Source organism: Pantoea sp. RG18, assembly GCF_025910075.1.
GTDB lineage: Bacteria > Pseudomonadota > Gammaproteobacteria > Enterobacterales > Enterobacteriaceae > Pantoea > Pantoea agglomerans.
In genome coordinates this window covers 68,418-94,246 of the sequence record NZ_JAPCIL010000009.1, presented here as the reverse complement: position 1 = coordinate 94,246, position 25,829 = coordinate 68,418, and the positions used below count along the sequence as shown (strand labels likewise).

Sequence of the window (25,829 nt, the reverse complement as noted above, 5' to 3'; positions counted from 1 at the left end):
GCCACAAGCCTCAGTGCCTGTAAACGAGATAAACGGAGAATTCAGCGTAATTAAGTCTGTTTAGCTGCCGCTCAGGGTGCAGTTGCCGCATTGTTCGACATCGGGAATGCGATAACGCTGGCAGCAGCTGCGACGGACCAGTTCACCATTACGTGGGATCATGGTGCGGTAGAGCGGGTTTTCGCTGCCATCCAGCAGCCGCTGGTTGAAGAACAGCGCCTGCTCCAGTTGCAGCACCAGCGACTCATCGATCTGGCTTTTCAGTTCACCCAGGAACCACTGGAATGAGTAGCCCATATTGTTCCAGATGAGTCGGGCGTTGATATCACCATGCTGCGTAATACCATTGACCACCGGGCTCAGATGCTGCTGAATCAGCCGATCGATACGCTGCTGAGGGTTGAGGTAGCGCGCTTCTTCATCTTCCTGGACATCGATCCAGAAAGTGGCCGGATGACCATTCTCATGAAAACCGACGCGGATATGCTCTGGCGAGCAGTCCAGCGCACGCGACTCCTGCAACAGCGCCATGATCAGTGTGGGCAGCAGCAGACCAAAATACCATTGCGCCCAGAGTGACAGCACCGGTTTCGCTTCACGAACCGCATCAGGATGATCGCGATAGAGATAATCGCTGTAGCGCTGAATAATTGGGGTAAAGGCTTCTGATTGTGACCAGGCGGCGAGTGTCAGCGTGTCGCGCGGAGCAGGCTGGCTGAGCTTCGTCGATTCAAGCAGATAGCTGCGCTGTTGTTGCAGCCGCTCATGCAGACTTTCCGCCAGTGGACGGTCATTCTGCCGGAAGATCATCGACTGAGCGTTAAAACGCTGTTCCTGAGCTGAAACGGTTGCCATGACGACTCGCGAAAAGTGTAGATAAGAAAGCAAATGATAATCGTTATTGATTAACTCTACAAGTCGTGTAAAAAATCGTCGTTGCGGGTGGGAAAACGGCGGGTTTGAGGTCAGTTATCCGATCGGACAGAGCAGCAGAGAGCCGGGCATATCGCGCCGAAGCCTCCGTTATTACCGATGGCGTTACGCTTAATTATGCATGTTCACTGGCGGTCTGATGCTGTTTTCGGGGTAAATCCTCCCAGGCGAGAATGGTATTCCGGCCCTGATTTTTAGCCACATATAATGCGCTGTCAGCATTGGCGACCGCCAGGTCAAATTCATTATCGTAAATAGGCGCGATGCCGGCACTGATGGTGACGTGGGTTGAAACGGTTTCATTGAAAAGATGAGGAATTTCTAAATCCAGCACGTACTGACGGATTCGCTCTGCCAGTTTCATGGCGATGGAACTGTTCACATTGGTCATCAATACCAGAAACTCTTCGCCGCCATAGCGGGTGACAACATCGCGTGAACGCACCGCATCACGAATTGCGACAGAGACCCGCGCCAGCGCCTGATCGCCCATCGCATGCCCGTAATTGTCGTTATAGGACTTAAAGTGATCGATATCCAGCAGCAGCACATAGTGGCTGCCAGCATGGTTTTCCAGAATATTATCGAGCCGGTTCTTAAGACCACGACGGTTATAAAGCCCGGTCAGCGGGTCGAGCATGCTGAGGTCGCTGAATGTCTCTTTCTCTTCGTAGAGCTGATGCATCAGGCGCAGAGTAAAGTTGTCGGCACGGCGGCGCATCAGATGCTGTAGTGAAAAACCAATCAGCGGCAGCGTAATGGTCAGCAGGATCAGCGGCAGGTGCTGCGCATTGTCGAGCAATAAAACGGTGAGCACCGGTGGCGTGACATGCAGACAAAAAGCCCCCAGATAGTCGCTCAGGGCGATGGCACTGATAAATAACACACTAATCAAACTGATAATAAGAAAGCCACCATCAAAATAGAACACCTGATGAAAGCGATAATTAATATGCCAGGCCCAGAGCATTCCCAGCAGCAGCGCCACAGGATTTAACAGGGGAAGTTTTACTTTAGGCCATATTAAAAGGGAAATTAACATAATGCCGCTAAAGGCCGCGACACTCATTACCGGCAGGGTCGTCTCACTTTGCTCACTGCTCATTATTGGCAGCAGATGAAATAGCGAAACGGCGATATTCAGAAACAGGAAAAGCATCACTGAAAGCCGGTATTTACTCTGTTTCAGTTCTTCATAAGATTGTAATTTCATTATAAGTACTCGTGACGACCCTGAAATACAAAAGCGCACGCCGGCAAAACCAGGTTCTGCCAGACAATGAGCAAATTATTGCTGTTGTTGTTATTAAAGGTGTTATCGGCCGCAATCTAGCATTTTCCAACTGGTCTGTCATCTTCGTTGCCGGGCGTGACAAAAACAGGCTGCAGAGCAGGCAAAACTGTCATATGATAATGGGAATGCTTATCATTTGAGGTTGGTGTCATGGGGATAGCGATTATCGCGGCCTGCGGCCTGTGGGGAGTCAGTTGGGCGCTGGGTAAAAAGCTGGATAGTGCGTGGGGCGTGTTGCTGCCGTGCATTGCGCTGCCGCTGTTCGCCTTATGGGAACCAAGCTTCAGCCAGTGGCGGATGGTGATGACGGTTGCACTGCTGCTGACAGTCGTGATGCTGTTTAACCAGCGGCTGCGTCACTATCTGCTGCTGCCATCCTGTCTGGCGTTAGCGGGCGGACTGGCGGCTGTCTCTGTGAATTTTCATCTGAATTAACATAAGCGGAGTGGTTAAAACCGGCGAACGGGGTAAAGCGGCTGGAAAAGGTAAAGCGACCGGAAAACAGAACAACTGGAAAAGGTAAAACGAGCAGGGGGTAAAACGAAACTGCAGAGGGAACAGAAGAGATGAGCGGGAAAGGCCTGAAGATGACAACGTTGGTGCGAAGAGAGGGACTTGAACCCTCACGTCCGTTAAGACACTAACACCTGAAGCTAGCGCGTCTACCAATTCCGCCACCTTCGCATCGAGTTGTCTGTTCATATCACCGCAATGGTGCGAAGAGAGGGACTTGAACCCTCACGTCCGTTAAGACACTAACACCTGAAGCTAGCGCGTCTACCAATTCCGCCACCTTCGCGCAGTGCTCGCGATATGAAACTTGTGATTTTGGTGCGAAGAGAGGGACTTGAACCCTCACGTCCGTTAGGACACTAACACCTGAAGCTAGCGCGTCTACCAATTCCGCCACCTTCGCATACCCGTAACACCTTGAGAATGTTACAACCACGGAGGCGCATTCTAGAGATTTTACTCTTTGCGTCAACAACTATTTCGTCGGGCTGAAACGATCGCTGTAAAAAGCAACGTTTTCAGCCCGGCAAAGCAGTTAACGGCAGGAAAAACCCTTAGCGCGTTTTGGCACCGCGACCATAGACGGCACGGTAAACTTTAAAGCGGCCGGTTTGCGCGATGACTTCATGGCTGCCGAAGGCTTCATCCAGCGCCTGCGGGTAGGGCAGGAAGGTGTTGGCAACGATACGCAGTTCGCCGCCGGTATTCAGGTGCTTCACCGCCCCACGAATCAGCGCCTGTGCGGCGTCGAGGCTGGTCTGAGTGCCTTCATGGAAGGGCGGATTAGAGATAATCATGTCGAAACGACCGGTCACGTCAGAGAAGACGTTGCTGGCGAAGACTTCGCCCTCGATGCCATTGGCGGCCAGCGTCGCTTTACTCGCTTCAATCGCCGCTGCGTGCACGTCACACAGCCACAGACGCACTTTAGGCGAACGGGCAGGCAGCGAGGCGGCAATCACGCCCGCGCCACAGCCCATATCCAGCACTTTACCTTTGGTGTGCGGGGTAAAGGTCGACAGCAGCAGTGCGCTGCCGCTATCCAGACCGTCACGGCTGAAGACGCCAGGCAGGGTATGAATCGTCAGACCATCAAGCTGATACTGGTGACCAAAAGTGCTGGCATCGAATTCAGGCTGTTTGTCGAGGCGACCGTGGTAGAGACCACAGCGACGCGCGCTGTCGATCTTCTCCAGCTTCACCCACGACTCCATCATGCCTTCGGCGCTGCGCACGCCGCTGCGGTTTTCACCGACCACGAACACGTCGCAGCCCACCGGCAGCAGCGACAGCAGGTTCTGCAGCTGGAACTGCACTTCCGGCTTATTCTTGGTCCAGAAGTAGACCAGGGTATCGCAGCCCTGCACATCTTCGGCCTGCGCAACCATTCCGTAACGCGCCTGTTCGCCCATACGGCGGCTCAGGTTTTGCCAGTGATGATATTGCTGGGTGTGAACGCGCGATGAGGCGGTTTCCAGCTGAGCGGGCAGGTCATCCTGCAGATCGCCAGCAAATAAAACATGGCGGGCGGTAAATTCATCACTGTGGCGCAGAATGACTTCGCTGGCCGGGGTAAAAGCAGACATGTAGGGCTCCTGTAAGATCTGAGCGGGGATTATAGTGGTTTGTTGGCGCATGTTCGATGGGTTTGCTAGCATAGCGTCGCATTCAGGCAGCAGAACAGGTAACACCATGACGTCCAGGCGCGACTGGCTTTTACAGCAAATGGGAATTACGCAGTACCAACTGCGCCGCCCGCGCGTGCTTCAGGGCGAAATTTCCGTCACGCTGGCACCGGACACGCAGTTAATTATTGTCGCTGACGCGCCCCCCGGTTTGCATGAACCGCTGATGCGCGATGTGCTGCATGCCCTCAATCTGCAACCCGCTCAGGTAATGACCGTGACACCGGATCAGCTGCAAATGCTGCCGGAGACGCTGAACTGCGCGGGCTGGCTGCTCGGCGTAGAGAGCGAACAGACTTTCAATGGCGTGGCATTAACCAGCGCCTCTTTCAATGAACTGATCAGCAGCGGCGTCGCCAAACGCGCGCTCTGGCAACAGATGTGTAACCATGACAGCCATCTCTTTACTCACCCCTGACGATCTGGCGCAGGCCTTCGCCATTGAATGTCGTAGTCACGCGTTTCCCTGGAGTGAAAAGACGTTTGCCAGCAATCAGGGCGAGCGCTTTATCAATTTACGTCTCGACGTTGACGGCCAAATGGCCGCCTTTGCGATTACGCAGGTGGTACTGGACGAAGCCTCGCTGTTTAACATCGCGGTCGATCCCGCTTTTCAGCGCCGGGGATTGGGCCGCCAGCTGTTGCAGCATTTGATCGATGAGTTGATCAAACGCGACGTGCTGACGCTGTGGCTGGAAGTGCGGGCCTCGAACCTGCCCGCCATCGCGCTCTATGAGCAGCTTGGATTCAATCAGGTCAGTCGTCGCCCCAACTATTATCCCACCGCCAGCGGCCGTGAAGATGCCATTCTCATGGCACTGACGCCGTAGCGGTGTTAAGGAGCTTTAATGATTGATAACTGGGATTGCATCCTGTTTGATGCCGACGATACCCTTTTTCATTTCGACGCCTATGCCGGTTTGCAGCGCCTGTTCGCCGGTTATGACGTGCAGTTCACCGACCAGGATTACAGCGATTACCAGGCGATAAATAAGCCGCTGTGGGTCGATTATCAGAACGGTGCTATCTCCGCGTTACAGCTGCAGACTCAGCGTTTCAACCACTGGAGCGAAAAGCTCAGCGTTGCGCCGGAGATCCTCAACAGCGGCTTCCTCAGCGCAATGGGAGAGATCTGCACGCCGTTGCCGGGCGCGGTCAGCCTGATGAATCAGCTGCATGGCCGGGTGAAAATGGGCATCATCACCAACGGTTTTACTGCGCTGCAGCAGACGCGTCTGGAGCGCACCGGTTTCCGTGATTACTTCTCGGCGCTGGTAATCTCCGAGCAGGTCGGCCAGCCAAAACCGGCGCCAGAGATTTTTGATTACGCACTGAATCTGATGGGCAACCCGGATCGTGAGCGGGTGCTGATGGTGGGTGATACGCCAGAGTCAGACATTCTGGGCGGCATGAATGCCGGTATTAAAACCTGCTGGCTCGATCATGGCACCCGGCCATTGCCGGAACATATTAAGCCCACCTGGCAGGTCAAATCACTGGGCCAGCTGGAAGCGCTGCTCATCGGCTAACGCAAGACGCCTCGCAAATCAGCATCTTTCCCATAAAAAAGGCCCGCACAGCGGTAATGCTGGTCAGTTAAGCGACAGGTGATAACGCAGTCTGGTGCCGGGCAGGGGCTGGCGGTCCTCGCGCCGCTGCGCGGTTCCTTCACTTCATTCCTCTGCCTGACGGACCGCCGGGGATGGCACATCCTGTGCCGCCCCGCCTTTCGCCCGCGTCCTGCGGGCTCTCCTGGCAGACTCATTCTGTTCAGCGCTGCGGATTGCCTGCCCCTGCCCGGCCCCGGCCTGCTCTGAAACTTCAGTGTGTATTGTTAAAAAGGGCACGAGAGTGGAGGCCTGAGCGCCTCTGCTGCTGAAAGGGCTATCCGCAGCGCTGAGGCGTGACGGCGGGCCAGAAGTCCACGCCGGGAAGCGTGGACAGTTCGGGGCCGGCCAGGGAGGGCCGATCCCCGAACGGTTCGTCGGCAAGACGTCAAAGCCGAAGGTACCGCGTGAGCGGCGCGAGGACGGCCCGGCAGCAGCAGAGGTGCGCTGGCCCGCACTGAGGCTCGCTCGCCCATAAAAAAAGCTGCCACGTCTGACCGTGACAGCCTTTACAAATCTAATCTTAACTGACCAGCATTACCGTTGTGCGGGCCTTTCTTGTTTTATCTTTACCGCAGCCGGAGCGTTACTCTTTCTTCTCGTCGTCCTCATCCCGATCCTCTTTCACCGGGGTGCTGGCGGTGAGCAGGAACGGCGACTGCTGCCAGCGGGTGCGGCGGTGGCGCAGCAGGGTGCGTGAGAGAATAATGCCAATTGCCAGCGCCAGCAGCATCATCAGACGCAGAATATTGGTGGTGTTATCGACCTGATGCGAGTCGGTGACAAGTACGTGGGTATCCAGCGTCACGCGCAAAAAGCCCAGCGGACCCTCGTTTCCGGCCAGCGGCTGCACAATCTGATGGTTGAAATAGCTGCCCGCGCGCTGGCCGTCGAGCGCCAGCCGATCGCGGACATTGATGTTTTCACCACTGTGCGCCACCAGGCTGCCGTCGCCGTCATAGACCGATGCATCCAGAATACGGCTGTTAGCCGTCATCTGATTAAGAATGGCTTCTATCTGAGTCCGGTTATTTTCACTGTTGTCCATCAACGGCTTAAGGCTGAACGCCACCTGGCTGGTCAGCGTATGCGCCAGCTCCTCGACCTGTTCTGAACGTGCCGCCTGATGGCCGAGACTGAACCAGGATGCGCCCTGCATCAGCACGACCAGCAGCGCCATCGAGATGAGAACGATCACGGTACGATGTAAGCGAAATTTCAGTGCGGTTTTAGCCATTAATCATCCGGGTCATATCACAACAGAAAGCCTGGAGATTATGTTGCCAGAAGCGGCGCAGACAAGGTAGCCTCTTGCGTGGTTTTGTTGTCCCTACAGGAGCTCTGATGCCAAATCGTTTAACCTGGTGCGATCTTCCCGCCGATGTCTCCCTCTGGCCGGGTTTGCCCCTTTCTCTTAGCGGTGATGAAGTGATGCCGCTGGATTATCGCGCTGGCCGTACCGGCTGGCTGCTGTATGGTCGCGGGCTGGATAAGCAGCGGCTGACCGATTACCAGCACCAGCTGGGTGCCGCCATGGTGATCGTCAGCGCCTGGAACGTCGATGAGTATCAGGTGATTCGCCTGGCGGGATCGCTGACGCCGTTTGCCAGCAAGCTGGCGCACGACGCTGGCCTGGATGTTGCGCCGCTGGGCAGAATTCCGCATCTCAAAACGCCAGGCCTGCTGGTGATGGATATGGACTCCACCGCGATTCAGATCGAGTGCATCGATGAGATTGCAAAACTGGCGGGCTGCGGCGAGCAGGTGGCGGAAGTCACGGAACGCGCGATGCGCGGCGAACTCGACTTCACCGCCAGCCTGCGTCAGCGCGTGGCCACGCTGCAGGGCGCGGACGCCAATATTCTGAAACAGGTGCGTGATGCCCTGCCGCTGATGCCAGGCTTAACCACCCTGACTCAGAAGCTGCAGGCGCTGGGCTGGCAGGTTGCCATCGCGTCTGGCGGCTTTACCTACTACGCCGAATACCTGCGCGACAAGCTGCATCTGTCGGCGGTGGTCGCTAATGAGCTCGAAATTCGCGACGGCAAACTGACCGGCAACGTGCTGGGACCAATTGTCGATGCACAATACAAAGCCGATACCCTGAAGAAGCTGGCGCAGCGTTTTGACATCGCGCCGGAACAGACGGTGGCGATCGGCGATGGTGCCAATGACCTGCTGATGATCAAAGCCTCAGCACTGGGCATTGCGTTCCATGCTAAACCTAAGGTGAATGAGCAGACTGCGGTCACCATTCGCCATGCCGATTTAATGGGGGTGTTCTGCATCCTCACCGGCAGCCTGATCCACGAAGAGCGTTAACTGAGGTATTGATTTGGCCAAAGCGGCAAAACGCGCATTTGTCTGTAACGAATGTGGCGCAGATTACCCACGCTGGCAGGGGCAGTGCAGCGCCTGTCACGCCTGGAACACCATCACCGAGGTGCGCATTGCCGCCTCGCCCGCGGCTGCGCGTAACGAGCGCCTGAGTGGCTATGCCGGCAGCGCCGGCACCAGCCGGGTGCAGAAGCTCTCTGAAATCAGCCTGGAGGCGTTACCGCGCTTCTCGACCAGCTTCAAAGAGTTTGACCGGGTGCTGGGCGGCGGGGTGGTGCCGGGCAGCGCCATTCTGATTGGCGGCAGCCCCGGCGCAGGCAAATCCACGCTGCTGCTGCAGGTGATGTGCCGGTTGTCAGAGGGGATGAAAACCCTGTATGTCACCGGTGAAGAGTCACTGCAGCAGGTGGCGATGCGCGCCCATCGTCTGGGATTACCCACCGAAAATGTGAATATGCTGTCGGAAACCAGCATTGAGCAGATCTGCCTGATCGCCGAACAGGAGCAGCCGCAACTGATGGTGATCGACTCGATCCAGGTGATGCACATGGCGGAGATCCAGTCCTCGCCCGGCAGCGTCGCCCAGGTGCGTGAAACCGCCGCTTACCTGACGCGCTTCGCCAAGACGCGCGGTGTGGCGATCATCATGGTTGGTCACGTCACCAAAGATGGTTCCCTGGCCGGACCGAAAGTGCTGGAACACTGTATCGACTGTTCGGTGCTGCTGGATGGCGATGCCGATTCCCGCTTCCGCACCCTGCGCAGTCATAAAAACCGCTTCGGCGCGGTTAATGAACTGGGTGTGTTTGCCATGACCGAGCAGGGCATGCGTGAAGTCAGCAACCCGTCAGCTATTTTCCTGTCGCGCGGCGAAGAGATCACCTCGGGCAGTTCGGTGATGGTGCTGTGGGAAGGAACGCGACCGCTGCTGGTGGAAATTCAGGCGCTGGTCGATCACTCGATGATGGGCAATCCACGCCGCGTGGCGGTAGGTCTGGAGCAGAACCGCCTGGCGATTCTGCTGGCGGTGCTGCACCGTCATGGCGGATTGCAGATGGCGGATCAGGATGTGTTCGTTAACGTGGTCGGCGGCGTCAAAGTCACCGAAACCAGTGCAGACCTGGCGCTGATGCTGTCGATGGTGTCGAGCCTGCGCGATCGTCCGTTGCCGCAGGATCTGGTGATCTTCGGCGAAGTGGGACTGGCGGGTGAAATCCGTCCGGTGCCCAGCGGTCAGGAGCGCATCGCTGAAGCGGCGAAGCATGGCTTCAAACGCGCCATTGTGCCGGCAGGGAATGCACCGAAAAAACCGATTGCCGGGATGCAGGTTTTCAGCGCGAAGAAGCTGGCCGATGCGCTGGCGATTCTGGACGATCTGTAACGCGCCTGCGGCCGCCAGCGAAAAGCCGCTGGCAGGCCGCTCCCACCTTAACCGCATTGATGCAGGAGGCACGACATGTCGTCGTTTGATTATCTGAAAACGGCCATTCGCCAGCAGGGTCACACGCTGCAACAGGTCGCTGATGCCAGCGGCATGACCAAAGGCTATCTGAGCCAGTTGCTCAATGCCAAAATCAAAAGTCCCAGCGCGCAAAAGCTGGAGGCGCTGCACCGTTTTCTGGGTCTGGAGTTTCCGCGCCGCGATAAAACGGTCGGCGTGGTGTTTGGTAAATTCTATCCGCTGCACACCGGCCATATCTATCTGATTCAGCGCGCCTGTAGCCAGGTCGATGAGCTGCATATCATTATGGGCTACGACGAGCCACGTGACCGCGAACTGTTTGAGAACAGCGCGATGTCACAACAGCCCACGGTCAGCGATCGCCTGCGCTGGCTGTTGCAGACCTTTAAGTATCAGAAAAATATCCGCATTCACGCCTTTGATGAGGAGGGGATTGAGCCCTATCCGCACGGCTGGGATGTCTGGAGTAAGGGCGTCAGCGCGTTTCTCAGCGAGCATGGTATTGCGCCGGATTGCATCTACACCAGCGAAGCGCCCGATGCGGAGATGTATCAACAGCATCTTGGCATTCAGACCGTACTGGTCGATCCCAGCCGATCCTTTATGAGCATCAGCGGCGCGCAGATCCGTCAGGATCCGTTCCGCTTCTGGGATTATATCCCGACCGAAGTGAAACCTTTCTTTGTGCGCACCGTGGCGATCCTCGGCGGGGAGTCGAGCGGTAAATCGACGCTGGTGAATAAACTCGCCAACATCTTCAATACCACCAGTGCCTGGGAATATGGCCGCGACTATGTCTTCTCCCACCTGGGCGGTGATGAAATGGCGCTGCAATATTCAGATTACGACAAGATCGCGCTGGGCCAGGCGCAGTACATCGATTTCGCGGTTAAATACGCCAATAAAGTGGCGTTTATCGACACCGACTTTGTCACCACGCAGGCGTTTTGTCTGAAGTATGAGGGGCGTGAACATCCGTTTGTGCAGGCACTGATCGATGAATATCGCTTTGATCTGGTGATTCTGCTGGAGAACAACGTGCCCTGGGTTGCGGATGGCTTGCGCAGCCTGGGCAGTTCCGTGGATCGACGCGAGTTTCAGTCGATGCTGGTGACGATGCTGCGGGAAAACAACATCGAATTCCTGCACGTGCAGGAAGATGATTATGACACCCGGTTCCTGCGCTGCATTGAACTGGTGAAAGCGATGCTGGGCGAGAAAAACGCCCAGCCGTAACGCATGCTGTGACCCGGTCTGCCGCAGGGCAGCCGGGTCAGCGCATTAATACACCATCACTACTTTGCCGCGCATGTGGCCTTCCAGCACGCGCTGATGGGCAGCAGTTAAGGTCTCAACGCTTAAGCCGTGCAGCGTCTCGCTCAGTGTGGTTTGCAGCTTACCTTCATCCAGCAACGCCGAGACGGCATCCAGAATCTCACCCTGACGCGCCATATCCGGCGTGTTAAACATGCTGCGGGTGTACATCAGCTCGAAATGCAGGGCAGCACTCTTCAGCTTCAGCTGATCCATCGACAGCGGATGTTCGTTTTCCACGATGGTGCAGATATGGCCCTGCGGGGCGATCAGCTTTGCCATGGTCTCCCAGTGACCGTCGGTATCATTCAGGCAGAAGATATAATCGACCTGTTTAATGCCCTGTTTTTCCAGCTCACCAATCATATCTTTGTAGTTGATCACCAGATCGGCGCCGCGATCGCGGCACCACTGCGCGGAATCTTCACGCGAAGCGGTGGCAATGATCTTCACCTTGCTGCGCAGTTTCGCCAGCGGGATCGCCAGCGATCCGACGCCGCCTGCGCCGCCCACGATCAGCAGCGTCTGATCTTCCGTTGCTGACTCAAGGTTCAGTCGCTCAAACAGTCCTTCCCAGGCGGTCAGGGCCGTCAGCGGGATCGCGGCGGACTGCGCCCAGTCCAGGCTCTCTGGCTTGTGACCGGTGATGCGTGAGTCAACCAGCTGCTCGGTGCTGTTACTGCCAGGACGGGTCAGGTCACCCGCATAAAAAACTTTATCGCCTGGCTTAAAGTTGCTGACTTTGCTGCCCACTTCCAGCACCACACCGCTGGCATCCCAGCCGAGGATGCGTGGCTGCTCTAATCCGTTCTTCTTCGCCCCTTTGTGAACCTTGGTATCGACCGGGTTGACCGACGCGGCTTTGACTTCGACCCGCAGGTCATACTCCCCTGGCGCTGGGGTTTCAGGGAAAATTTCAGTGAAGTTTTCAGGACTTTCCGGATTAATTGCGATAGCGCGAATAGACATACATTTTTCCTGTTTAGTCAGGCTGGAAGCCTGGATCTGGTGGTTGCCATTCTGGCCCTGAAGAGTGCTCACACTCCGCAGGGGCTGTGCCACGCTGTCTGTGGCAGACTGGCTGATGATTCGGAACAGGCTTTAAGTGTAGAACCTGATTTTAGCAGTGATAAGATGGACAATCTTTCATAGAGTGTTCGTCTGAGGTGAACAATGGCATTTCGTCAGTGGCAGGATATGGCACTGTTTGCGCTGGTGGCGGAGTGCGGCAGCTTTACCGGCGCGGCAGAACGTGCAGGGCTGCCAAAATCGAGCGTCAGTCAGCGCATCAGCCAGCTGGAGCAGCGGCTGGGAATTCGGTTGCTGAACCGCACCACCCGCCAGCTCAATCTGACCTTTGCCGGTGAGCGCTATCTGCTGCATTGCCAGGAGATGATGCAGGCCAGTGAACGCGCCGATCAGGCGATCGCCAGCCTGCGTGAAAATCCCAGCGGGCGTCTGCGTATCACCAGCCCGGCGGGGATTGGTGCCACGCTGCTGGCGCGCTGTAACGCGGCGTTTTTACGTCTCTATCCCGATGTGATGCTGGATGTCTCGATCTCCGATGAGATGCGTGATCTGGTGCAGGAGGGCTTTGATGTGGCGCTGCGCACCGGTCAGCCGCAGGAGTCCTCGCTGATTGGCCGCCGGATAGGCAACTGCCCGCGACTGCTGGTCGCTTCACAGCGCTATCTTGATCAGCATCCGCCGCTGGTTCATCCACAGCAGTTGTCGGCCCACCGCTGTATAGCGCATCGCGCCTGGAATGAATGGGTGTTGCAGCGCGATGACGAGTTCTACCGCTGGCTGCTGCCGCCAGGCCATCTCACGGATAATTTACTCTATGCGCGCGAATCTGCGCTGGGCGATGCGGGCATTACGCTGCTGCCGCACTTTCTGATCGACGGGGCGATGGCGGATCCCCGGCTGGTGCCGGTATTGCCGGAATGGGAAATCGAGGGGAATGAGCTGTGGCTGGTCTATCCGGGCCGTAAACTGAATTCACCTGCGCTGGCGCGGTTTATTGAATTCGCGCTGCAGTCACCGGTGTTCAGGGAGTTTTATCGCTGACCGGTACAATGTGGCGCAGGAACAGTGCCGCCATTTTTTCCGGGCCACTCTGGTAACCCGCGATATTTGCCGCTAACCAGTCGCTGGGGCTCACGCCTTCCCAGTTCACCTGATAGCCTGCGTGAAGAATGATATGCTCGAACAGAATGCGTAATGCCCGACCGTTTCCTTCCCGAAAGGGATGCAGGATATTGAACTCGCAGTAATACCAGGCAACCTGATGACAAAAAGCTTCATGGTCAGTCTGCTCAAGCCATCTTTCGCACGCCAGTTTTGCACATAATTTCTCCGCTTCACGCAGAATAAAAGCGGGCTGGCAAAAGCGGGTCTCTCCTTTGCTGATAGAGATATCGCGTATCTGCCCCGCCCAGCTATAAAGCTCGTTAAACAGGCAGTAATGAATGTGACACAGTGACTGAAGGGTAAAAGGAGGATGAGAGAGCTTAATGGTGTGAATGGTCAGTGCGGTAACATCACGCTCAGCCTGATCCAGCAGGGTTTGTTCGCGGATATTATAGCGATTGATCAGCACATCGGAATCGGGATAACAGTAGTGATCTCGCCAGACAAGATAACGATTCACGTTGGCTTCCTGTTACTGCTTATAGCGGCGTCGAACCTGTTCCAGGGTCGATAATTCAGCATCTGCTGAAATACGTATCCCCTCCAGCAGGGAACTTGCGGCAAAGTTTGCGACTTTAGTGGCTTCATAAATCGCTTCAGCTTTTTTAGCCACTGGCCGCTCAGCTTTTTTCTTCATTGCGTTCAGCCCTTAAAACGTCACTGGTGAAGCAGGAGGAGGCCTGAGCCTCCCCCTGACATCGTTACTTCGTCATACGCTTGTACTTGATGCGCTTCGGCTCCAGCGCTTCGGCGCCGAGGGTACGCTTCTTGTACTCTTCATATTCGGTAAAGTTACCTTCGAAGAATTCGATGTTGCCCTCATCCTGATAATCCAGAATGTGTGTGGCGATACGGTCCAGGAACCAGCGGTCATGCGAGATCACCATGGCACAACCCGGGAACTCCAGCAGGGCGTTTTCCAGCGCGCGCAGGGTTTCAATGTCCAAGTCGTTGGTTGGCTCATCGAGCAGCAGCATGTTGCCGCCAACCTGCAGCAGCTTCGCGAGGTGCAGACGACCACGCTCACCACCCGACAGTTCGCCTACGCGTTTGCCCTGATCGACGCCTTTAAAGTTAAAGCGGCCGACATAGGCGCGGCTTGGCATCTCGGTGTTACCGATGCGCATGATGTCCTGACCGCCGGAAACCTCTTCCCACACGGTTTTGGCGTTATCCATGCTGTCGCGGAACTGATCCACAGAGGCCAGCTTGACGGTTTCACCCAGTACAATCTCACCGGAATCAGGTTGTTCCTGACCAGACATCATGCGGAACAGCGTTGATTTACCCGCGCCGTTCGGACCGATAATCCCGACAATCGCACCTTTCGGTACCGAGAACGAGAGATCGTCAATCAGCACACGGTCGCCATAAGACTTACGCAGATTGCTGACTTCCAGCACTTTGTCACCCAGACGGGCACCTGGCGGAATGAACAGTTCGTTGGTTTCGTTACGCTTCTGGTAGTCGGTGTTGTTCAGCTCTTCAAAGCGTGCCAGACGGGCTTTGCCTTTAGACTGCTGGCCTTTTGGCCCTTTGCGCACCCACTCCAGCTCTTTCTCAATCGACTTGCGACGAGCGGCTTCAGAGGAGGCTTCCTGCGCCAGACGCGCATCTTTCTGCTCCAGCCAGGAGGAGTAGTTACCTTCCCACGGAATCCCTTCGCCGCGGTCAAGTTCCAGAATCCAGCCTGCAACGTTATCCAGGAAGTAACGGTCATGCGTAATCGCGACGACGGTGCCTTCGAAGTCGTGCAGGAAGCGCTCCAGCCAGGCGACAGATTCGGCGTCCAGGTGGTTCGTCGGTTCGTCCAGCAGCAGCATGTCTGGTTTTTCCAGCAGCAGGCGGCAGAGGGCGACGCGACGACGTTCACCACCGGAAAGGGTGGCGATTTTCGCATCCCAGTCAGGCAGGCGCAGCGCATCGGCAGCACGTTCCAGCTGGGTATTCAGGTTGTGACCATCGTGAGCCTGGATGATCTCTTCCAGACGGCCCTGTTCAGCGGCCAGTTTGTCGAAGTCTGCACCTTCTTCAGCATAGAGCGCATAGACTTCGTCGATACGCTTCAGTGCGCCAACGACTTCTGACAGCGCTTCTTCTACCGACTCACGCACGGTGTGTTCAAGGTTAAGCTGCGGTTCCTGCGGCAGGTAGCCAATCTTGAGGCCTGGCTGCGGACGCGCTTCCCCTTCGATATCTTTATCGATGCCGGCCATGATGCGCAGCAGGGTAGATTTACCCGCGCCGTTCAGGCCGAGTACGCCAATTTTTGCGCCAGGGAAGAAGCTGAGCGAGATGTTTTTCAGGATATGTCGCTTCGGCGGAACCACTTTGCCGACGCGATGCATGCTATAGACGAATTGAGCCACGTTGGTTTGAGCCTCTGGGTCTGTTGGTCGTTTGAATGATGTCGAAGTTTAGCCTTTTTCACCGTTTAATCCCAGCCGGGGGGCGGCGAATATTAGCGTGGCGGAGCCGATGCCGGGCGATCCAGGCATAACTGACTGATTTCCACACTCAATCGCTGACAGAGTCAGGAGAGGATGTCAGAAAGAGGCATCAGGGCAGACGCAGCGGGATCGCCTGCTGGGCCAGCCAGTTTTGCAACGCCTGATCGGGCGCGCTGTCACTCACCAGCAGATCAAAGCGCTGCAGCTCGGCGATGCGGGCAGGCAGCACCTTGCCATATTTACTGCTGTCAGCCACCAGCACCGACTTTCGGGCGCGCAGCATGGCGTGATGTTTCATCATCAGCTCATTGGTGTTGTAGCAGGTTGCGCCCTGATCTTTATCGATGCCCGCCGCAGAGATAAAGGCCAGCGTCGGGCAGAGATCGTCAAGGATGGTATGCACGCCAATCGGCGTAAACAGCGCGTTGTCGGCATGAAATTCACCGCCGCTGAGAATCACGTTACAGGCCGGTTTCTCTTTCAGGGTCAGAAAGGTATTCATGGCGCAGCAGATGGCGGTAAACGACAGAGTGTCGGGAATCGCATCCACGATGTAGGGCAGGGTGGTGCCGCAGTCAAAAAAGACCGTATCGTTCTCGTTGATCAGGCTGGCGGCCGCCTGTGCCAGTCGCTGCTTTCTGGCGGCATTCTGGCCATGCTGATCGCTGACAAAATAGTGGCTGGCATGACTTTTCGGATCGCTGACGATATAGCCGCCCAGCAGGACCACGCTGGAGCCCGGCTCGGTTAAATCGCGGCGAACCGTCATCTCTGAGACGCCGAGCAGCTGGGCCGCATCTTTCAGATGCAGTTTGTCGGTGCGTTTCAGCGCCTGCGTCAGCTTGTGAATGCGTTCGTCGCGCCGGGTTTCCATGGTCATCTCTCTGTTCCCTATCCTGCAGTGCGGAGGAAAGACGCCGGGATCGACGTCAATACGCTACAAACCTCACAGATTTGAATGAGTTGCGTCTCATCCGCCAGGCTGGCAGTCAATCTTACCCGCATTCCGTGAGGGCCGCAAACCTCCGCCGTGCTGTCAGCGCGTGGTGATATCGGCACATCACCGCGAGCGGTTGTGGCTTTCACCATCCGCGTTCAATGATGTTAGATTGTTATAATAATAACACTGAAAATCCCATTGCATGCCGTTGTTCGCCCATCACCACCGTGTCAGGATGTGGTTTTTGTCACATATTTAACCTTTAAGAATTGTTATTGTTACTTTAATAACATTTTAAGTTTAAAAAACATCCGGGAGAAAAGGTCATGACAATTGCGGTCATCGGCTCAAACATGGTCGATCTGATTACCTATACCAACAGCCTGCCGAAAGCGGGCGAAACCCTTGAAGCGCCCGACTTTGCCATTGGCTGCGGCGGTAAAGGGGCCAACCAGGCGGTCGCGGCGGCAAAAATGGGCGGCAACGTGATGATGGTCAGCAAGGTCGGTGACGATCTCTTTGCTCCGAACACCGTTGCAAATCTTCAACAGCAGGGCGTGGACACGCGCTTCGTCACCACCGCACCGGGCACCTCCAGCGGCGTGGCACCGATTTTTGTCGATGACCAGTCGCAGAACCGCATTCTGATTATCAAAGGTGCTAACCAGCAGCTGAAACCGGCCGATATCGACGACGCGGCTGAGGCGCTGAAAGCCTGCCAGCTGATCATCCTGCAGCTGGAGATCCCGCTGGAGACGGTCTATTACGCCATCGATTTTGCCCGCCAGCATCAGATCACAGTGATCCTTAATCCGGCTCCGGCCGTCGCCACGCTTGATATTGATTACGCCTGCAAATGCGACTTCTTTATGCCCAACGAAACCGAGCTGGAGATCCTCACCGGCCTGCCGGTCAGCAGCGATGAAGAGGTGATCCTCGCCGGACAGTCGCTGCTGAAACGCGGCCTTAAAAATCTGATCATCACCCTGGGCAGCCGGGGATCGGTCTGGATGAGCGGCGACGAGATCCATCGCGTGGATGCCACACCGGTTCAGGCGGTCGACACCAGCGGCGCGGGCGATGCCTTTATCGGCTGCTTTGCGTATCTGCTGGTGGAAACCGGCGATGTGGCAGCCGCCATGACCCAGGCGTCTGCCTATGCCGCCTGCAGCGTCACCGGGCGCGGCACCCAGCGCGCCTATCCCGACGCAGAGAGTTTCCAGCGTTTTCTCAACCGTAACTGAGGTTCTGCCATGCACCAGAAAATTGTTCAGCAATCTGATGGCTATCTGAATAAAACGCCGCTGTTCCAGTTCATTCTGCTGTCGTGCCTCTTTCCGCTCTGGGGCTGTGCGGCGAGTCTTAACGATATCCTGATCACCCAGTTTAAAAGCGTATTTGCCCTGAGCGACTTTGCCAGTGCACTGGTGCAGAGTGCCTTTTATGGCGGCTATTTTCTGATTGCGATCCCCGCGTCGCTGGTGATCCGCAAGACCAGTTATAAGATGGCGATCATGATCGGCCTGGCGCTCTACATTGCCGGCTGTATCGCCTTCTATCCCGCCTCGCACATGGCGACTTACACCATGTTCCTGGCGGCGATATTTGCCATCGCCATCGGCCTGAGTTTCCTGGAAACCGCCGCCAACACCTACAGCTCGATGATTGGCCATCGTGATCACGCCACGCTGCGCCTCAACGTCAGCCAGACCTTCTATCCGATCGGTGCGCTGATGGGGATCGTGCTGGGCAAATATCTGGTGTTCCAGGATGGCGACAGCCTGGAGAGTCAGATGGCGACCATGACGGCAGAGCAGGCGCATGCGTTCCGCCTGACGATGCTGGAACACACGCTGGAGCCCTACAAATATCTGGTGATGGTGCTGGTGGTGGTGATGCTGCTGTTTATGTTCACCCGCTATCCGCGCTGTAAACCCGAAAGCAGCGAGATGTCGCGCCCCTCGCTGGGCGAGACTTTCCGCTATCTGGCTGGCAACCGACACTTTAAACGCGGAATTGTGACCCAGTTCCTCTATGTCGGCATGCAGGTGGCCGTCTGGTCGTTTACCATTCGTCTGGCGCTGACGCTGGGGGCGACTAATGAACGTCACGCCTCGAACTTTATGATCTACAGCTTCATCTGCTTCTTTATCGGCAAGTTCGTGGCGAACTTCCTGATGACCCGTTTCCGCGCAGAGAAGGTGCTGATTGCCTATTCGGTGCTGGGCGTGCTGACGCTGGCTTATGTGATGCTGGTGCCGAACTTTACCGCCGTCTACGCTGCCGTCTTTGTCAGCGTGCTGTTTGGTCCCTGCTGGGCGACGATCTACGCGGGAACGCTGGCGACGGTCGATAACAAATACACCGAAGTCGCGGGCGCGTTTATCGTGATGGCGATTGTCGGTGCGGCCTTTGTCCCGGCGCTGCAGGGCCTGGTTTCGGACTCACTGGGTTCTATGCAGCTGGCATTTGGCGTCTCGCTGCTCTGTTTCGCCTGGGTCGGATTCTACTTCTATGGCGAACTGCGCCATAAAAAACAGCCGGTTGCGACCGGTCGTCTGGCGGAGGAGTTACCATGAAAACCCGTTTACCCTTAGCGCGTGAACAGTTTCACACCACACCCTGGGTGCTGCTGGAGAGCGATGATTTCCGGGTTGAGCTGTTTCGTTATCCGGCGGGCATTGAGGCGGTGCGCATTCATAACCGACGCGGCAGCGTGACCGTGCTGCCGTTTCTCGGGCAGATGATCTGGGACGCAGAGTTCGACGATCATAACCTGACCATGGGCCACAGCTTTAAGCAGCCACTGCCCGCAAATTCGATCATCGACACCTATGGCTGTTTCGCGTTTCATTCGGGACTGCTGGCCAACGGCTGTCCCTCACCAGAGGACGATCATCCGCTGCACGGTGAGATGGCCTGCGCCCGCATGGACAGCGCCTGGCTGGTGCTGGAGGATCAGACGCTGTCGCTGGAAGGGGAGTGTGAATATGTCAAAGGCTTCGGCCATCACTACCTGGCCGCACCCGCCGTCCGCATTCCGGCCGATCAGCCCCGGCTGACGATTGAAATGACCGTCACTAATCTGGCTGGCGCGCCGATGCCGTTGCAGTATATGTGTCACCTTAACAGCGCGTGGATCGATCAGGGCCGCTTCCGGCAGTCGATCCCCGAACAGGCATTCCAGCTGCGTCGCTCGATCCCGGCGCATCTGCGACCGACGCCCGCCTGGGGGGATTACACCGATCGGCTGGCGCGCGATCCGCAGGCGTTACAGCAGCTCGATCAGCCGCAGCTTTGCGATCCGGAGATCGTCTTCTTCGCGGACGATCTGCCGCAGTATGGCGATGAGGTGCAGTTTGAGCTGCATTCGCCGCAGGGCTATGCGCTGATGACGCGCTTCTCTACCGCACAGTTCCCGCACGCCACTCGCTGGCTGCTGCACAACCACGATCAGCAGGTGGCGGCCTATATTCTGCCCGCCACCTGCCGGCCAGAGGGCTTTCTTGCCGCGCAGCAGGCTGGCACGCTGATCATCCTGGCGCACGGTGAACAGCGCCACTTTTCTGTCGAGACCGGCTTACTCTGAGCCGGGTTTAAATTGCCACCAGGCCGCGCACACCCTCTGCTTCCATGGTGTCGCCGCGGCCACGCTGCACAATTTCTCCGCGCGACATCACCAGATAGCTGTCCGCCAGCTCCGCCGCGAAATCATAAAACTGCTCCACCAGCAGGATCGCCATATCTCCCCGTTGCGCCAGCTGGCGGATCACCGCGCCGATCTCTTTGATCACCGAAGGCTGGATCCCTTCGGTCGGCTCATCAAGGATCAACAGCTGGGGCCGACAGGCCAGCGCCCGGCCAATTGCCAGCTGCTGCTGCTGACCGCCAGAGAGGTCGCCGCCCCGGCGTGACTTCATCGCCAGCAGCACCGGAAAGAGCTGGTAGATCTCCTCCGGCACTTCACGCGCCTGCGCAGCCGGAAAGCGTGACAGCCCCATCAGCAGATTCTCTTCCACCGTCAGACGCGGAAAGATTTCCCGCCCCTGGGGCACCCAGGCGATGCCAGCCTGCACCCGCTGGTGCGGCTTGCGGCCATTAATGCGCTGCTGCTGCCAGTGAATCTCGCCCGATTTCGCCGGGATCAGCCCCATCAGGCATTTCAGCAGCGTGGTCTTCCCCACGCCATTGCGCCCCAGCAGACAGGTAATTTCGCCAATCTTTACCTCAAACGACAGGCCGCGCAGAATATGACTGCCGCCATAATATTGATTCAGTTCAGTAACCTGTAACATTTCAGCGCCCCAGATAAACGTCGATAACCTGCTCGTTGGCCTGCACGTCGCGCAGCGAACCCTCGGCCAGCACCTGACCCTGATGCAGCACCGTCACGTGGTCGGCAATGGTTTCGACAAAGCCCATGTCATGCTCCACCACCATCAGCGAATGCTTGCCCGCCAGGCTGCGGAACAGCTCGGCGGTGTAGTCCGTTTCGGCATCGGTCATGCCCGCGGCCGGTTCATCCAGCAGCAGCAGATGCGGCTCCTGCACCAGCAGCATGCCGATCTCCAGAAACTGCTTCTGGCCATGCGACAGCAGGCCCGCGCGACGCTGGCGTTCGCCGCCCAGCCGCAGCAGTTTCAGCACCTCATCAATGCGGTCACGCTGTTCGCCGCTGAGGCGGGCGCGCAGACTGGCCCAGACCGATTTATCGGCTTTAAGCGCGATCTCCAGATTTTCGAACACGGTTAACGCCTCAAACACCGTGGGCTTCTGGAACTTGCGGCCGATCCCGGCGCGGGCGATCTCCACCGGCGAGAGACGGGTCAGATCGCTGTCCTGGTCGTAGATCACCCGGCCGGCATCGGGCCGGGTTTTGCCGGTGATCACATCCATCAGTGTGGTTTTGCCCGCACCGTTGGGGCCGATCACGCAGCGCAGTTCCCCGACGCCGATCTGCAGCGAAAGATCGGTCAGCGCCCGGAAGCCTTCAAACGACACGCTGATCTTCTCCAGTTGCAGCACCGGATCGCGCTGCACCCGATGGCGATCCGCCAGTTGAGTTTGGGTAAACAGGGCATCACTCATTTTTTCCTCCGGCGCAGCAGGCCAATCACGCCGTGCGGCAGAAACAGCGTGACCAGGATAAACATCAGCCCCAGGAAAAAGAGCCAGTATTCGGGGAAGGCGACGGTGAAGAAGCTGCGTGCGCCGTTAACAATCGCGGCACCCAGCAGCGGGCCTATCAGCGTGCCGCGTCCGCCCAGCGCCACCCAGATCGCCGCTTCAATCGAATTGGCCGGTGACATCTCACCCGGATTGATAATGCCGACCTGCGGCACATAGAGCGCCCCGGCCAGGCCGCACAGCACGGCGGAGAGCGTCCAGACAAAAAGCTTGAAACCGCGCGGGTCGTAACCACAGAACATCAGGCGGTTCTCCGCATCCCGCACCGCAGTCAGCACCCGGCCAAATTTGCTGCGCGCCAGGGCGAAGCCGATCGCCAGGCTCAGCAGCAGCAGCAGCACCGTGGCGATAAACAGCCCGATACGGGTGGGGGTTGCCGTCACCGAAAAGCCGAGCAGGGTGGTAAAGCCGGTAAAGCCATTGTTGCCGCCAAAACCGGTTTCGTTGCGGAAGAACAGCAGCATCCCGGCGTAGGTCAGCGCCTGGGTCATGATGGAGAAGTAGACGCCTTTAATCTTCGAGCGAAAGGCGAAGAAGCCAAAAATCAGCGCCAGCAGGCCCGGCACCAGCATGCTCAGGCAGAGCGCCCAGGCGAAATAGTCGGTGCCGGTCCAGAACCAGGGCAGTTCCCGCCAGGAGAGAAAGGACATAAAGGCGGGTAAACCCTCGCCTGCGGCCTGGCGCATCAGATACATGCCCATGGCGTATCCACCCAGGGCGAAAAAGAGGCCGTGGCCCAGCGACAGCAGTCCGGCGTAGCCCCACACCAGATCCAGCGCCACCGCGACCACCGCGTAGCAGAGGATTTTGCCGACCAGCGTCAGGGTATAGGTGGAGATCGCCAGCGGATGCGTAGCGGGCAGCAGGGCCAGAAACGGCATCACCAGGAGCGCCACGGTAATTGCCAGGCCAATGCTGATGGTCAGGCGCGGCGCGGTGCGCGCCACGCGAAGCGTGATGGGTTGCGTCATCAGTCAGTCACCCTTCCTTTTACCGCAAACAGCCCCTGCGGACGTTTCTGAATAAACAGCACGATAATCACCAGAATCAGGATCTTGCCCAGCACGGCGCCAATCTGCGGCTCCAGCACTTTGTTGAGAATGCCCAGGCTGAACGCGGCAACCACGGTGCCCGCCAGCTGACCGACGCCACCCAGCACCACTACCAGGAACGAGTCGATAATGTAGCCCTGGCCCAGCTCCGGTCCGACGTTACCGAGCTGCGACAGCGCCACGCCGCCCAGCCCGGCAATGCCCGAGCCGAGCCCAAACGCCAGCATATCGACGCGGCCGGTCGGCACGCCGCAGCAATCCGCCATGGCGCGGTTCTGGGTCACGGCGCGCACGTTCATGCCAAGGCGGGTCCGGTTCAGCAGCAGCCAGGTGAGCGCCAGCACAAACACCACAAACAGGATCACCGCGATGCGGTTCCACGGCAGCACCAGATTGGGCAGCAGCTGCAAGCCACCCGAAAGCCACGCCGGATTCGCCACCTCCAGGTTTTGCGCCCCGAACAGCACCCGCACCAGCTGGATAAGCATCAGGCTGATCCCCCAGGTGGCGAGCAGCGTCTCCAGCGGACGGCCATAGAGATGGCGGATCACCGTGCGTTCCAGCGCCATGCCGATGGCGGCGGTGACCAGAAAGGCGACCGGCAGCGCCAGCAGCGGATACCAGGCTAAATAGTGCGGCGCAAACTGCTGAAACAGGCTCTGTACCCACCAGGTGGCGTAAGCACCGAGCATCAGCATTTCACCGTGCGCCATGTTGATCACCCCGAGCAGGCCATAGGTGATCGCCAGACCCAGCGCGGCCAGCAGCAGTATGGAACCCAGCGACAGGCCGCTAAAGGCCTGCCCCAGCAGATCGCCCCACATCAGCCGTTTCTGAATCTGTTGCAGACTTTCCGCCGCGGCCGACCGCACCGTGGCGTCCGGCTCATTCGCGGGCTGGGTCAGGCGTTGCAGGCTGGCCTGCGTATTGGGATCGCTGGACTCACCCAGCAGTTTCACCGCCCGCAGGCGCACCATCGGCTCGCCATCCGCCAGTTGCAGGTTCGCCAGCGCCAGTGCCAGTGCGGCATGAACCCGGCTGTCCTGCTCGGCGGCAAAACGCTGCTCCAGCAGCGGCAACTGGTCAGCAACGCCCTCACTTTGCAGCTGCTGCGCTGCGCGCAGACGCAGGGCCGTATCAGTGCTCACCAGCTGGTGGGCGGCCAGCGCGTTGTTAACCAGCACGCGCAGGCGATTGTTCATAAACAGCTTTTTCAGGTTTCCCGTGGGCTGCGCCACCGCATCCAGCGGCTGCAGCGTGGATCCCTGCTGGCTGAACGGCTGTTTATTCTGGTCGATGACCACCGTTTCGGCATGCAGCGCTTCCAGCAGCGGCAGGCGATGGCTGTCCGGTGCGGCGGCCCACTGTTGCAGCAGCGTGGCCTGCTGACTGCGGCTGGCGGCGGCAAAGTCAGCCGCCGGTCCGGCACTGGCCAACAGCGGCATCAGCAGCAGCAGGCTGAAAAAGCAGCGACATAGATTCATAAAAGGAGCCTCGTCAGGGGAGGGCAGCACGGCGGGGTGCCGTGCTGCCGCTTCACAGCGGGTAACGCTGCGTATCTATCAGCCACCCGCGATTACTGCGCGGTCTTCACCGGGTGGTCGGGCTTTTTGTCGTTACCGGCAATGTACGGGCTCCACGGCTGCGCGCGTACCGGCTGATCGGTCTGCCACACCACGCTGAACTGGCCGTTCTCTTCCACTTCGCCAATCATGACCGGCTTATGCAGATGATGGTTGGTCTGATCCATGGTCAGGGTAAAGCCATCCGGCGCTTTAAAGGTCTGACCGGCCATCGCCGCCCGCACTTTGTCCACATCCGTGGTGCCCGCTTTTTCCACCGCCTGCGCCCACATATGAATGCCAACATAGGTCGCTTCCATCGGGTCGTTGGTGACGACGGTGGCGGCGTTCGGCAGGTTATGTGCTTTGGCATATGCGCGGTAGTCGGCGACAAACTTCGCGTTGGTCGGATTATCGATAGACTCGAAATAGTTCCAGGCGGCTAACTGACCCACCAGCGGTTTGGTGTCGATGCCGCGCAGCTCCTCTTCGCCCACCGAGAAAGCGACCACCGGAATGTCAGTGGCTTTGATCCCCTGGTTCGCCAGCTCTTTGTAGAACGGCACGTTGGAGTCGCCGTTGATCGTGGAAACCACTGCCGTTTTGCCGCCAGCCGCAAACTTTTTGATGTTGGAGACAATGGTCTGGTAGTCGCTGTAACCAAACGGCGTGTAGACCTCTTCGATATCTTTATCCGCCACGCCTTTGCTGTGCAGGAAGGCGCGCAGGATCTTGTTGGTGGTGCGCGGATAGACATAGTCGGTGCCAAGCAGGAAGAAGCGTTTCGCGCTGCCGCCATCTTCGCTCATCAGATACTCCACGGCCGGAATCGCCTGCTGGTTAGGCGCAGCGCCGGTGTAGAAGACGTTGGGTGACATCTCTTCCCCTTCATACTGCACCGGATAGAACAGCAGGCCGTTCAGCTCTTCAAACACCGGCAGCACCGATTTGCGCGACACCGAGGTCCAGCAGCCAAACACCACCGCCGCCTTATCCTGAGTCAGCAGCTGCCGCGCCTTCTCGGCAAACAGCGGCCAGTTAGAGGCGGGATCGACCACCACCGGCTCCAGCTTTTTCCCCAGCACGCCTCCTTTGGCGTTGATCTCATCGATGGTCATCAGCGCCACATCCTTCAGCGGCGTTTCCGAAATCGCCATGGTGCCGGAGAGCGAATGCATGATCCCCACTTTGATGGTGTCAGCCGCCTGCACACTCCAGGCGAACCCCATGCTGACAACGGTGGCGGAGAGGGCGAAAGCCTTGATCAACGAACGTCTTTTCATCATCTGAAACCCCTGAG

The 25,829-nt window shown here is 57.7% G+C and carries 25 protein-coding genes and 3 tRNA genes; 11 read left to right on the top strand and 17 right to left on the bottom strand.

From position 1 onward, the window contains the following. Window positions 1-60: 60 nt before the first annotated feature. Window positions 61-855, bottom strand: a complete 795-nt coding sequence (gene fhuF / locus OK409_RS11590) for a siderophore-iron reductase FhuF (protein ID WP_264367076.1) — start codon at window positions 853-855, stop codon at window positions 61-63. 193 nt (window positions 856-1,048) lie between these two features. Continuing rightward, window positions 1,049-2,146: a diguanylate cyclase gene (locus OK409_RS11585; protein WP_064690539.1), complete on the bottom strand. Its 1,098-nt coding sequence runs from the start codon at window positions 2,144-2,146 to the stop codon at window positions 1,049-1,051. Window positions 2,147-2,377: 231 nt separating this feature from the next. Here OK409_RS11585 and OK409_RS11580 point away from each other — a divergent pair, with 231 nt between their 5' ends. After that, window positions 2,378-2,662 carry a DUF1435 domain-containing protein gene (locus tag OK409_RS11580; RefSeq protein WP_010251467.1) on the top strand — a complete coding sequence of 95 codons (285 nt, stop codon included), beginning with the start codon at window positions 2,378-2,380 and terminating at the stop codon, window positions 2,660-2,662. 162 nt (window positions 2,663-2,824) lie between these two features. Here the strand turns inward: OK409_RS11580 and OK409_RS11575 are convergent. The 4 genes from OK409_RS11575 to rsmC all read right to left on the bottom strand — a co-directional run bounded on the left by OK409_RS11575 (window position 2,825) and on the right by rsmC (window position 4,326). Then, a tRNA-Leu gene (locus tag OK409_RS11575) sits at window positions 2,825-2,911 on the bottom strand. Between the two features lie 28 nt (window positions 2,912-2,939). After that, window positions 2,940-3,026: transfer RNA gene (locus OK409_RS11570), tRNA-Leu, on the bottom strand. A gap of 30 nt (window positions 3,027-3,056) precedes the next feature. Continuing rightward, window positions 3,057-3,143 (bottom strand) — tRNA-Leu (locus OK409_RS11565). A 151-nt stretch (window positions 3,144-3,294) separates the two neighbouring features. Continuing rightward, a complete protein-coding gene (gene rsmC / locus OK409_RS11560; RefSeq protein WP_010253598.1) occupies window positions 3,295-4,326 on the bottom strand; it encodes a 16S rRNA (guanine(1207)-N(2))-methyltransferase RsmC in 1,032 nt (343 codons plus the stop codon). Between the two features lie 106 nt (window positions 4,327-4,432). Here rsmC and OK409_RS11555 point away from each other — a divergent pair, with 106 nt between their 5' ends. From OK409_RS11555 to yjjG, 3 genes are read left to right on the top strand one after another with little or no spacing between them, the layout of a single operon-like run. Then, window positions 4,433-4,843: a DNA polymerase III subunit psi gene (locus OK409_RS11555; RefSeq protein ID WP_264367075.1), complete on the top strand. Its 411-nt coding sequence runs from the start codon at window positions 4,433-4,435 to the stop codon at window positions 4,841-4,843. Further along, window positions 4,815-5,255 (top strand): ribosomal protein S18-alanine N-acetyltransferase, encoded by a 441-nt coding sequence (gene rimI / locus OK409_RS11550; RefSeq protein ID WP_010671713.1) that lies wholly within the window; start codon window positions 4,815-4,817, stop codon window positions 5,253-5,255. The genes OK409_RS11555 and rimI overlap by 29 nt, the downstream gene beginning before the upstream one ends. 18 nt (window positions 5,256-5,273) lie before the next feature. Continuing rightward, on the top strand, window positions 5,274-5,954 hold the full coding sequence (gene yjjG / locus OK409_RS11545) for a pyrimidine 5'-nucleotidase (RefSeq protein WP_050680029.1): 681 nt from the start codon (window positions 5,274-5,276) through the stop codon (window positions 5,952-5,954). A 664-nt stretch (window positions 5,955-6,618) separates the two neighbouring features. Here the strand turns inward: yjjG and OK409_RS11540 are convergent. Beyond that, complete coding sequence (locus OK409_RS11540; RefSeq protein ID WP_010253606.1) at window positions 6,619-7,269, bottom strand: YtjB family periplasmic protein; 651 nt, start codon at window positions 7,267-7,269, stop codon at window positions 6,619-6,621. Between the two features lie 107 nt (window positions 7,270-7,376). Here OK409_RS11540 and serB point away from each other — a divergent pair, with 107 nt between their 5' ends. The 3 genes from serB (at window position 7,377) to nadR (ending at window position 11,067) form a co-directional block, all read left to right on the top strand. Then, complete coding sequence (serB, locus tag OK409_RS11535; RefSeq protein ID WP_010253608.1) at window positions 7,377-8,354, top strand: phosphoserine phosphatase; 978 nt, start codon at window positions 7,377-7,379, stop codon at window positions 8,352-8,354. A 13-nt stretch (window positions 8,355-8,367) separates the two neighbouring features. Next, entirely contained in the window at window positions 8,368-9,750 is a 1,383-nt protein-coding gene (gene radA, locus OK409_RS11530; protein WP_010253610.1) for a DNA repair protein RadA, read from the top strand. A 75-nt stretch (window positions 9,751-9,825) separates the two neighbouring features. Further along, window positions 9,826-11,067: a multifunctional transcriptional regulator/nicotinamide-nucleotide adenylyltransferase/ribosylnicotinamide kinase NadR gene (nadR, locus tag OK409_RS11525; RefSeq protein ID WP_010253612.1), complete on the top strand. Its 1,242-nt coding sequence runs from the start codon at window positions 9,826-9,828 to the stop codon at window positions 11,065-11,067. Window positions 11,068-11,112: 45 nt separating this feature from the next. On the opposite strand, the gene OK409_RS11520 is transcribed toward nadR, so the two are convergent. Then, window positions 11,113-12,114: a zinc-binding alcohol dehydrogenase family protein gene (locus OK409_RS11520; protein ID WP_045140797.1), complete on the bottom strand. Its 1,002-nt coding sequence runs from the start codon at window positions 12,112-12,114 to the stop codon at window positions 11,113-11,115. Between the two features lie 204 nt (window positions 12,115-12,318). Between OK409_RS11520 and OK409_RS11515 the strand changes: the two genes are divergently transcribed. Next, entirely contained in the window at window positions 12,319-13,215 is an 897-nt protein-coding gene (locus OK409_RS11515) for a LysR family transcriptional regulator (protein WP_264367074.1), read from the top strand. On the opposite strand, the gene OK409_RS11510 is transcribed toward OK409_RS11515, so the two are convergent. The 4 genes from OK409_RS11510 to deoR form a co-directional block, all read right to left on the bottom strand. Then, window positions 13,196-13,798 (bottom strand): putative adenosine monophosphate-protein transferase Fic, encoded by a 603-nt coding sequence (locus OK409_RS11510; protein WP_264367073.1) that lies wholly within the window; start codon window positions 13,796-13,798, stop codon window positions 13,196-13,198. The genes OK409_RS11515 and OK409_RS11510 overlap by 20 nt on opposite strands. A 12-nt stretch (window positions 13,799-13,810) precedes the next feature. After that, window positions 13,811-13,975 carry a YhfG family protein gene (locus tag OK409_RS11505; protein WP_109652447.1) on the bottom strand — a complete coding sequence of 55 codons (165 nt, stop codon included), beginning with the start codon at window positions 13,973-13,975 and terminating at the stop codon, window positions 13,811-13,813. 64 nt (window positions 13,976-14,039) lie between these two features. Next, window positions 14,040-15,707, bottom strand: coding sequence for an energy-dependent translational throttle protein EttA (gene ettA / locus OK409_RS11500; protein WP_264367072.1), 1,668 nt, complete (start codon window positions 15,705-15,707; stop codon window positions 14,040-14,042). 190 nt (window positions 15,708-15,897) lie between these two features. Then, entirely contained in the window at window positions 15,898-16,662 is a 765-nt protein-coding gene (deoR, locus tag OK409_RS11495; RefSeq protein WP_010253621.1) for a DNA-binding transcriptional repressor DeoR, read from the bottom strand. Window positions 16,663-17,054: 392 nt separating this feature from the next. On the opposite strand from deoR, the gene rbsK reads away from it, so the two are divergent. Genes rbsK through OK409_RS11480 form a run of 3 tightly spaced genes read left to right on the top strand, consistent with a single transcriptional unit; the run spans window position 17,055 to window position 20,317 of the window. Further along, window positions 17,055-17,972, top strand: coding sequence for a ribokinase (gene rbsK / locus OK409_RS11490; RefSeq protein ID WP_033787409.1), 918 nt, complete (start codon window positions 17,055-17,057; stop codon window positions 17,970-17,972). 9 nt (window positions 17,973-17,981) lie between these two features. Beyond that, entirely contained in the window at window positions 17,982-19,307 is a 1,326-nt protein-coding gene (gene fucP, locus OK409_RS11485; RefSeq protein ID WP_122459301.1) for an L-fucose:H+ symporter permease, read from the top strand. Next, window positions 19,304-20,317: an aldose 1-epimerase family protein gene (locus OK409_RS11480; RefSeq protein ID WP_062759467.1), complete on the top strand. Its 1,014-nt coding sequence runs from the start codon at window positions 19,304-19,306 to the stop codon at window positions 20,315-20,317. The genes fucP and OK409_RS11480 overlap by 4 nt, the downstream gene beginning before the upstream one ends. 7 nt (window positions 20,318-20,324) lie before the next feature. Here the strand turns inward: OK409_RS11480 and urtE are convergent, their stop codons facing one another. The 5 genes from urtE to urtA all read right to left on the bottom strand — a co-directional run bounded on the left by urtE (window position 20,325) and on the right by urtA (window position 25,812). After that, a complete protein-coding gene (gene urtE, locus OK409_RS11475; protein ID WP_264367071.1) occupies window positions 20,325-21,023 on the bottom strand; it encodes an urea ABC transporter ATP-binding subunit UrtE in 699 nt (232 codons plus the stop codon). A 1-nt stretch (window position 21,024) separates the two neighbouring features. Then, on the bottom strand, window positions 21,025-21,816 hold the full coding sequence (gene urtD, locus OK409_RS11470) for an urea ABC transporter ATP-binding protein UrtD (RefSeq protein WP_010671705.1): 792 nt from the start codon (window positions 21,814-21,816) through the stop codon (window positions 21,025-21,027). Further along, window positions 21,813-22,886, bottom strand: coding sequence for an urea ABC transporter permease subunit UrtC (urtC, locus tag OK409_RS11465; protein WP_010671704.1), 1,074 nt, complete (start codon window positions 22,884-22,886; stop codon window positions 21,813-21,815). The genes urtD and urtC overlap by 4 nt, the downstream gene beginning before the upstream one ends. Then, window positions 22,886-24,451: an urea ABC transporter permease subunit UrtB gene (gene urtB / locus OK409_RS11460; RefSeq protein ID WP_182504655.1), complete on the bottom strand. Its 1,566-nt coding sequence runs from the start codon at window positions 24,449-24,451 to the stop codon at window positions 22,886-22,888. Before urtB ends, urtC begins: the two co-directional genes overlap by 1 nt. A gap of 92 nt (window positions 24,452-24,543) precedes the next feature. Beyond that, window positions 24,544-25,812 (bottom strand): urea ABC transporter substrate-binding protein, encoded by a 1,269-nt coding sequence (gene urtA / locus OK409_RS11455; protein ID WP_033756912.1) that lies wholly within the window; start codon window positions 25,810-25,812, stop codon window positions 24,544-24,546. Window positions 25,813-25,829: the final 17 nt, after the last annotated feature.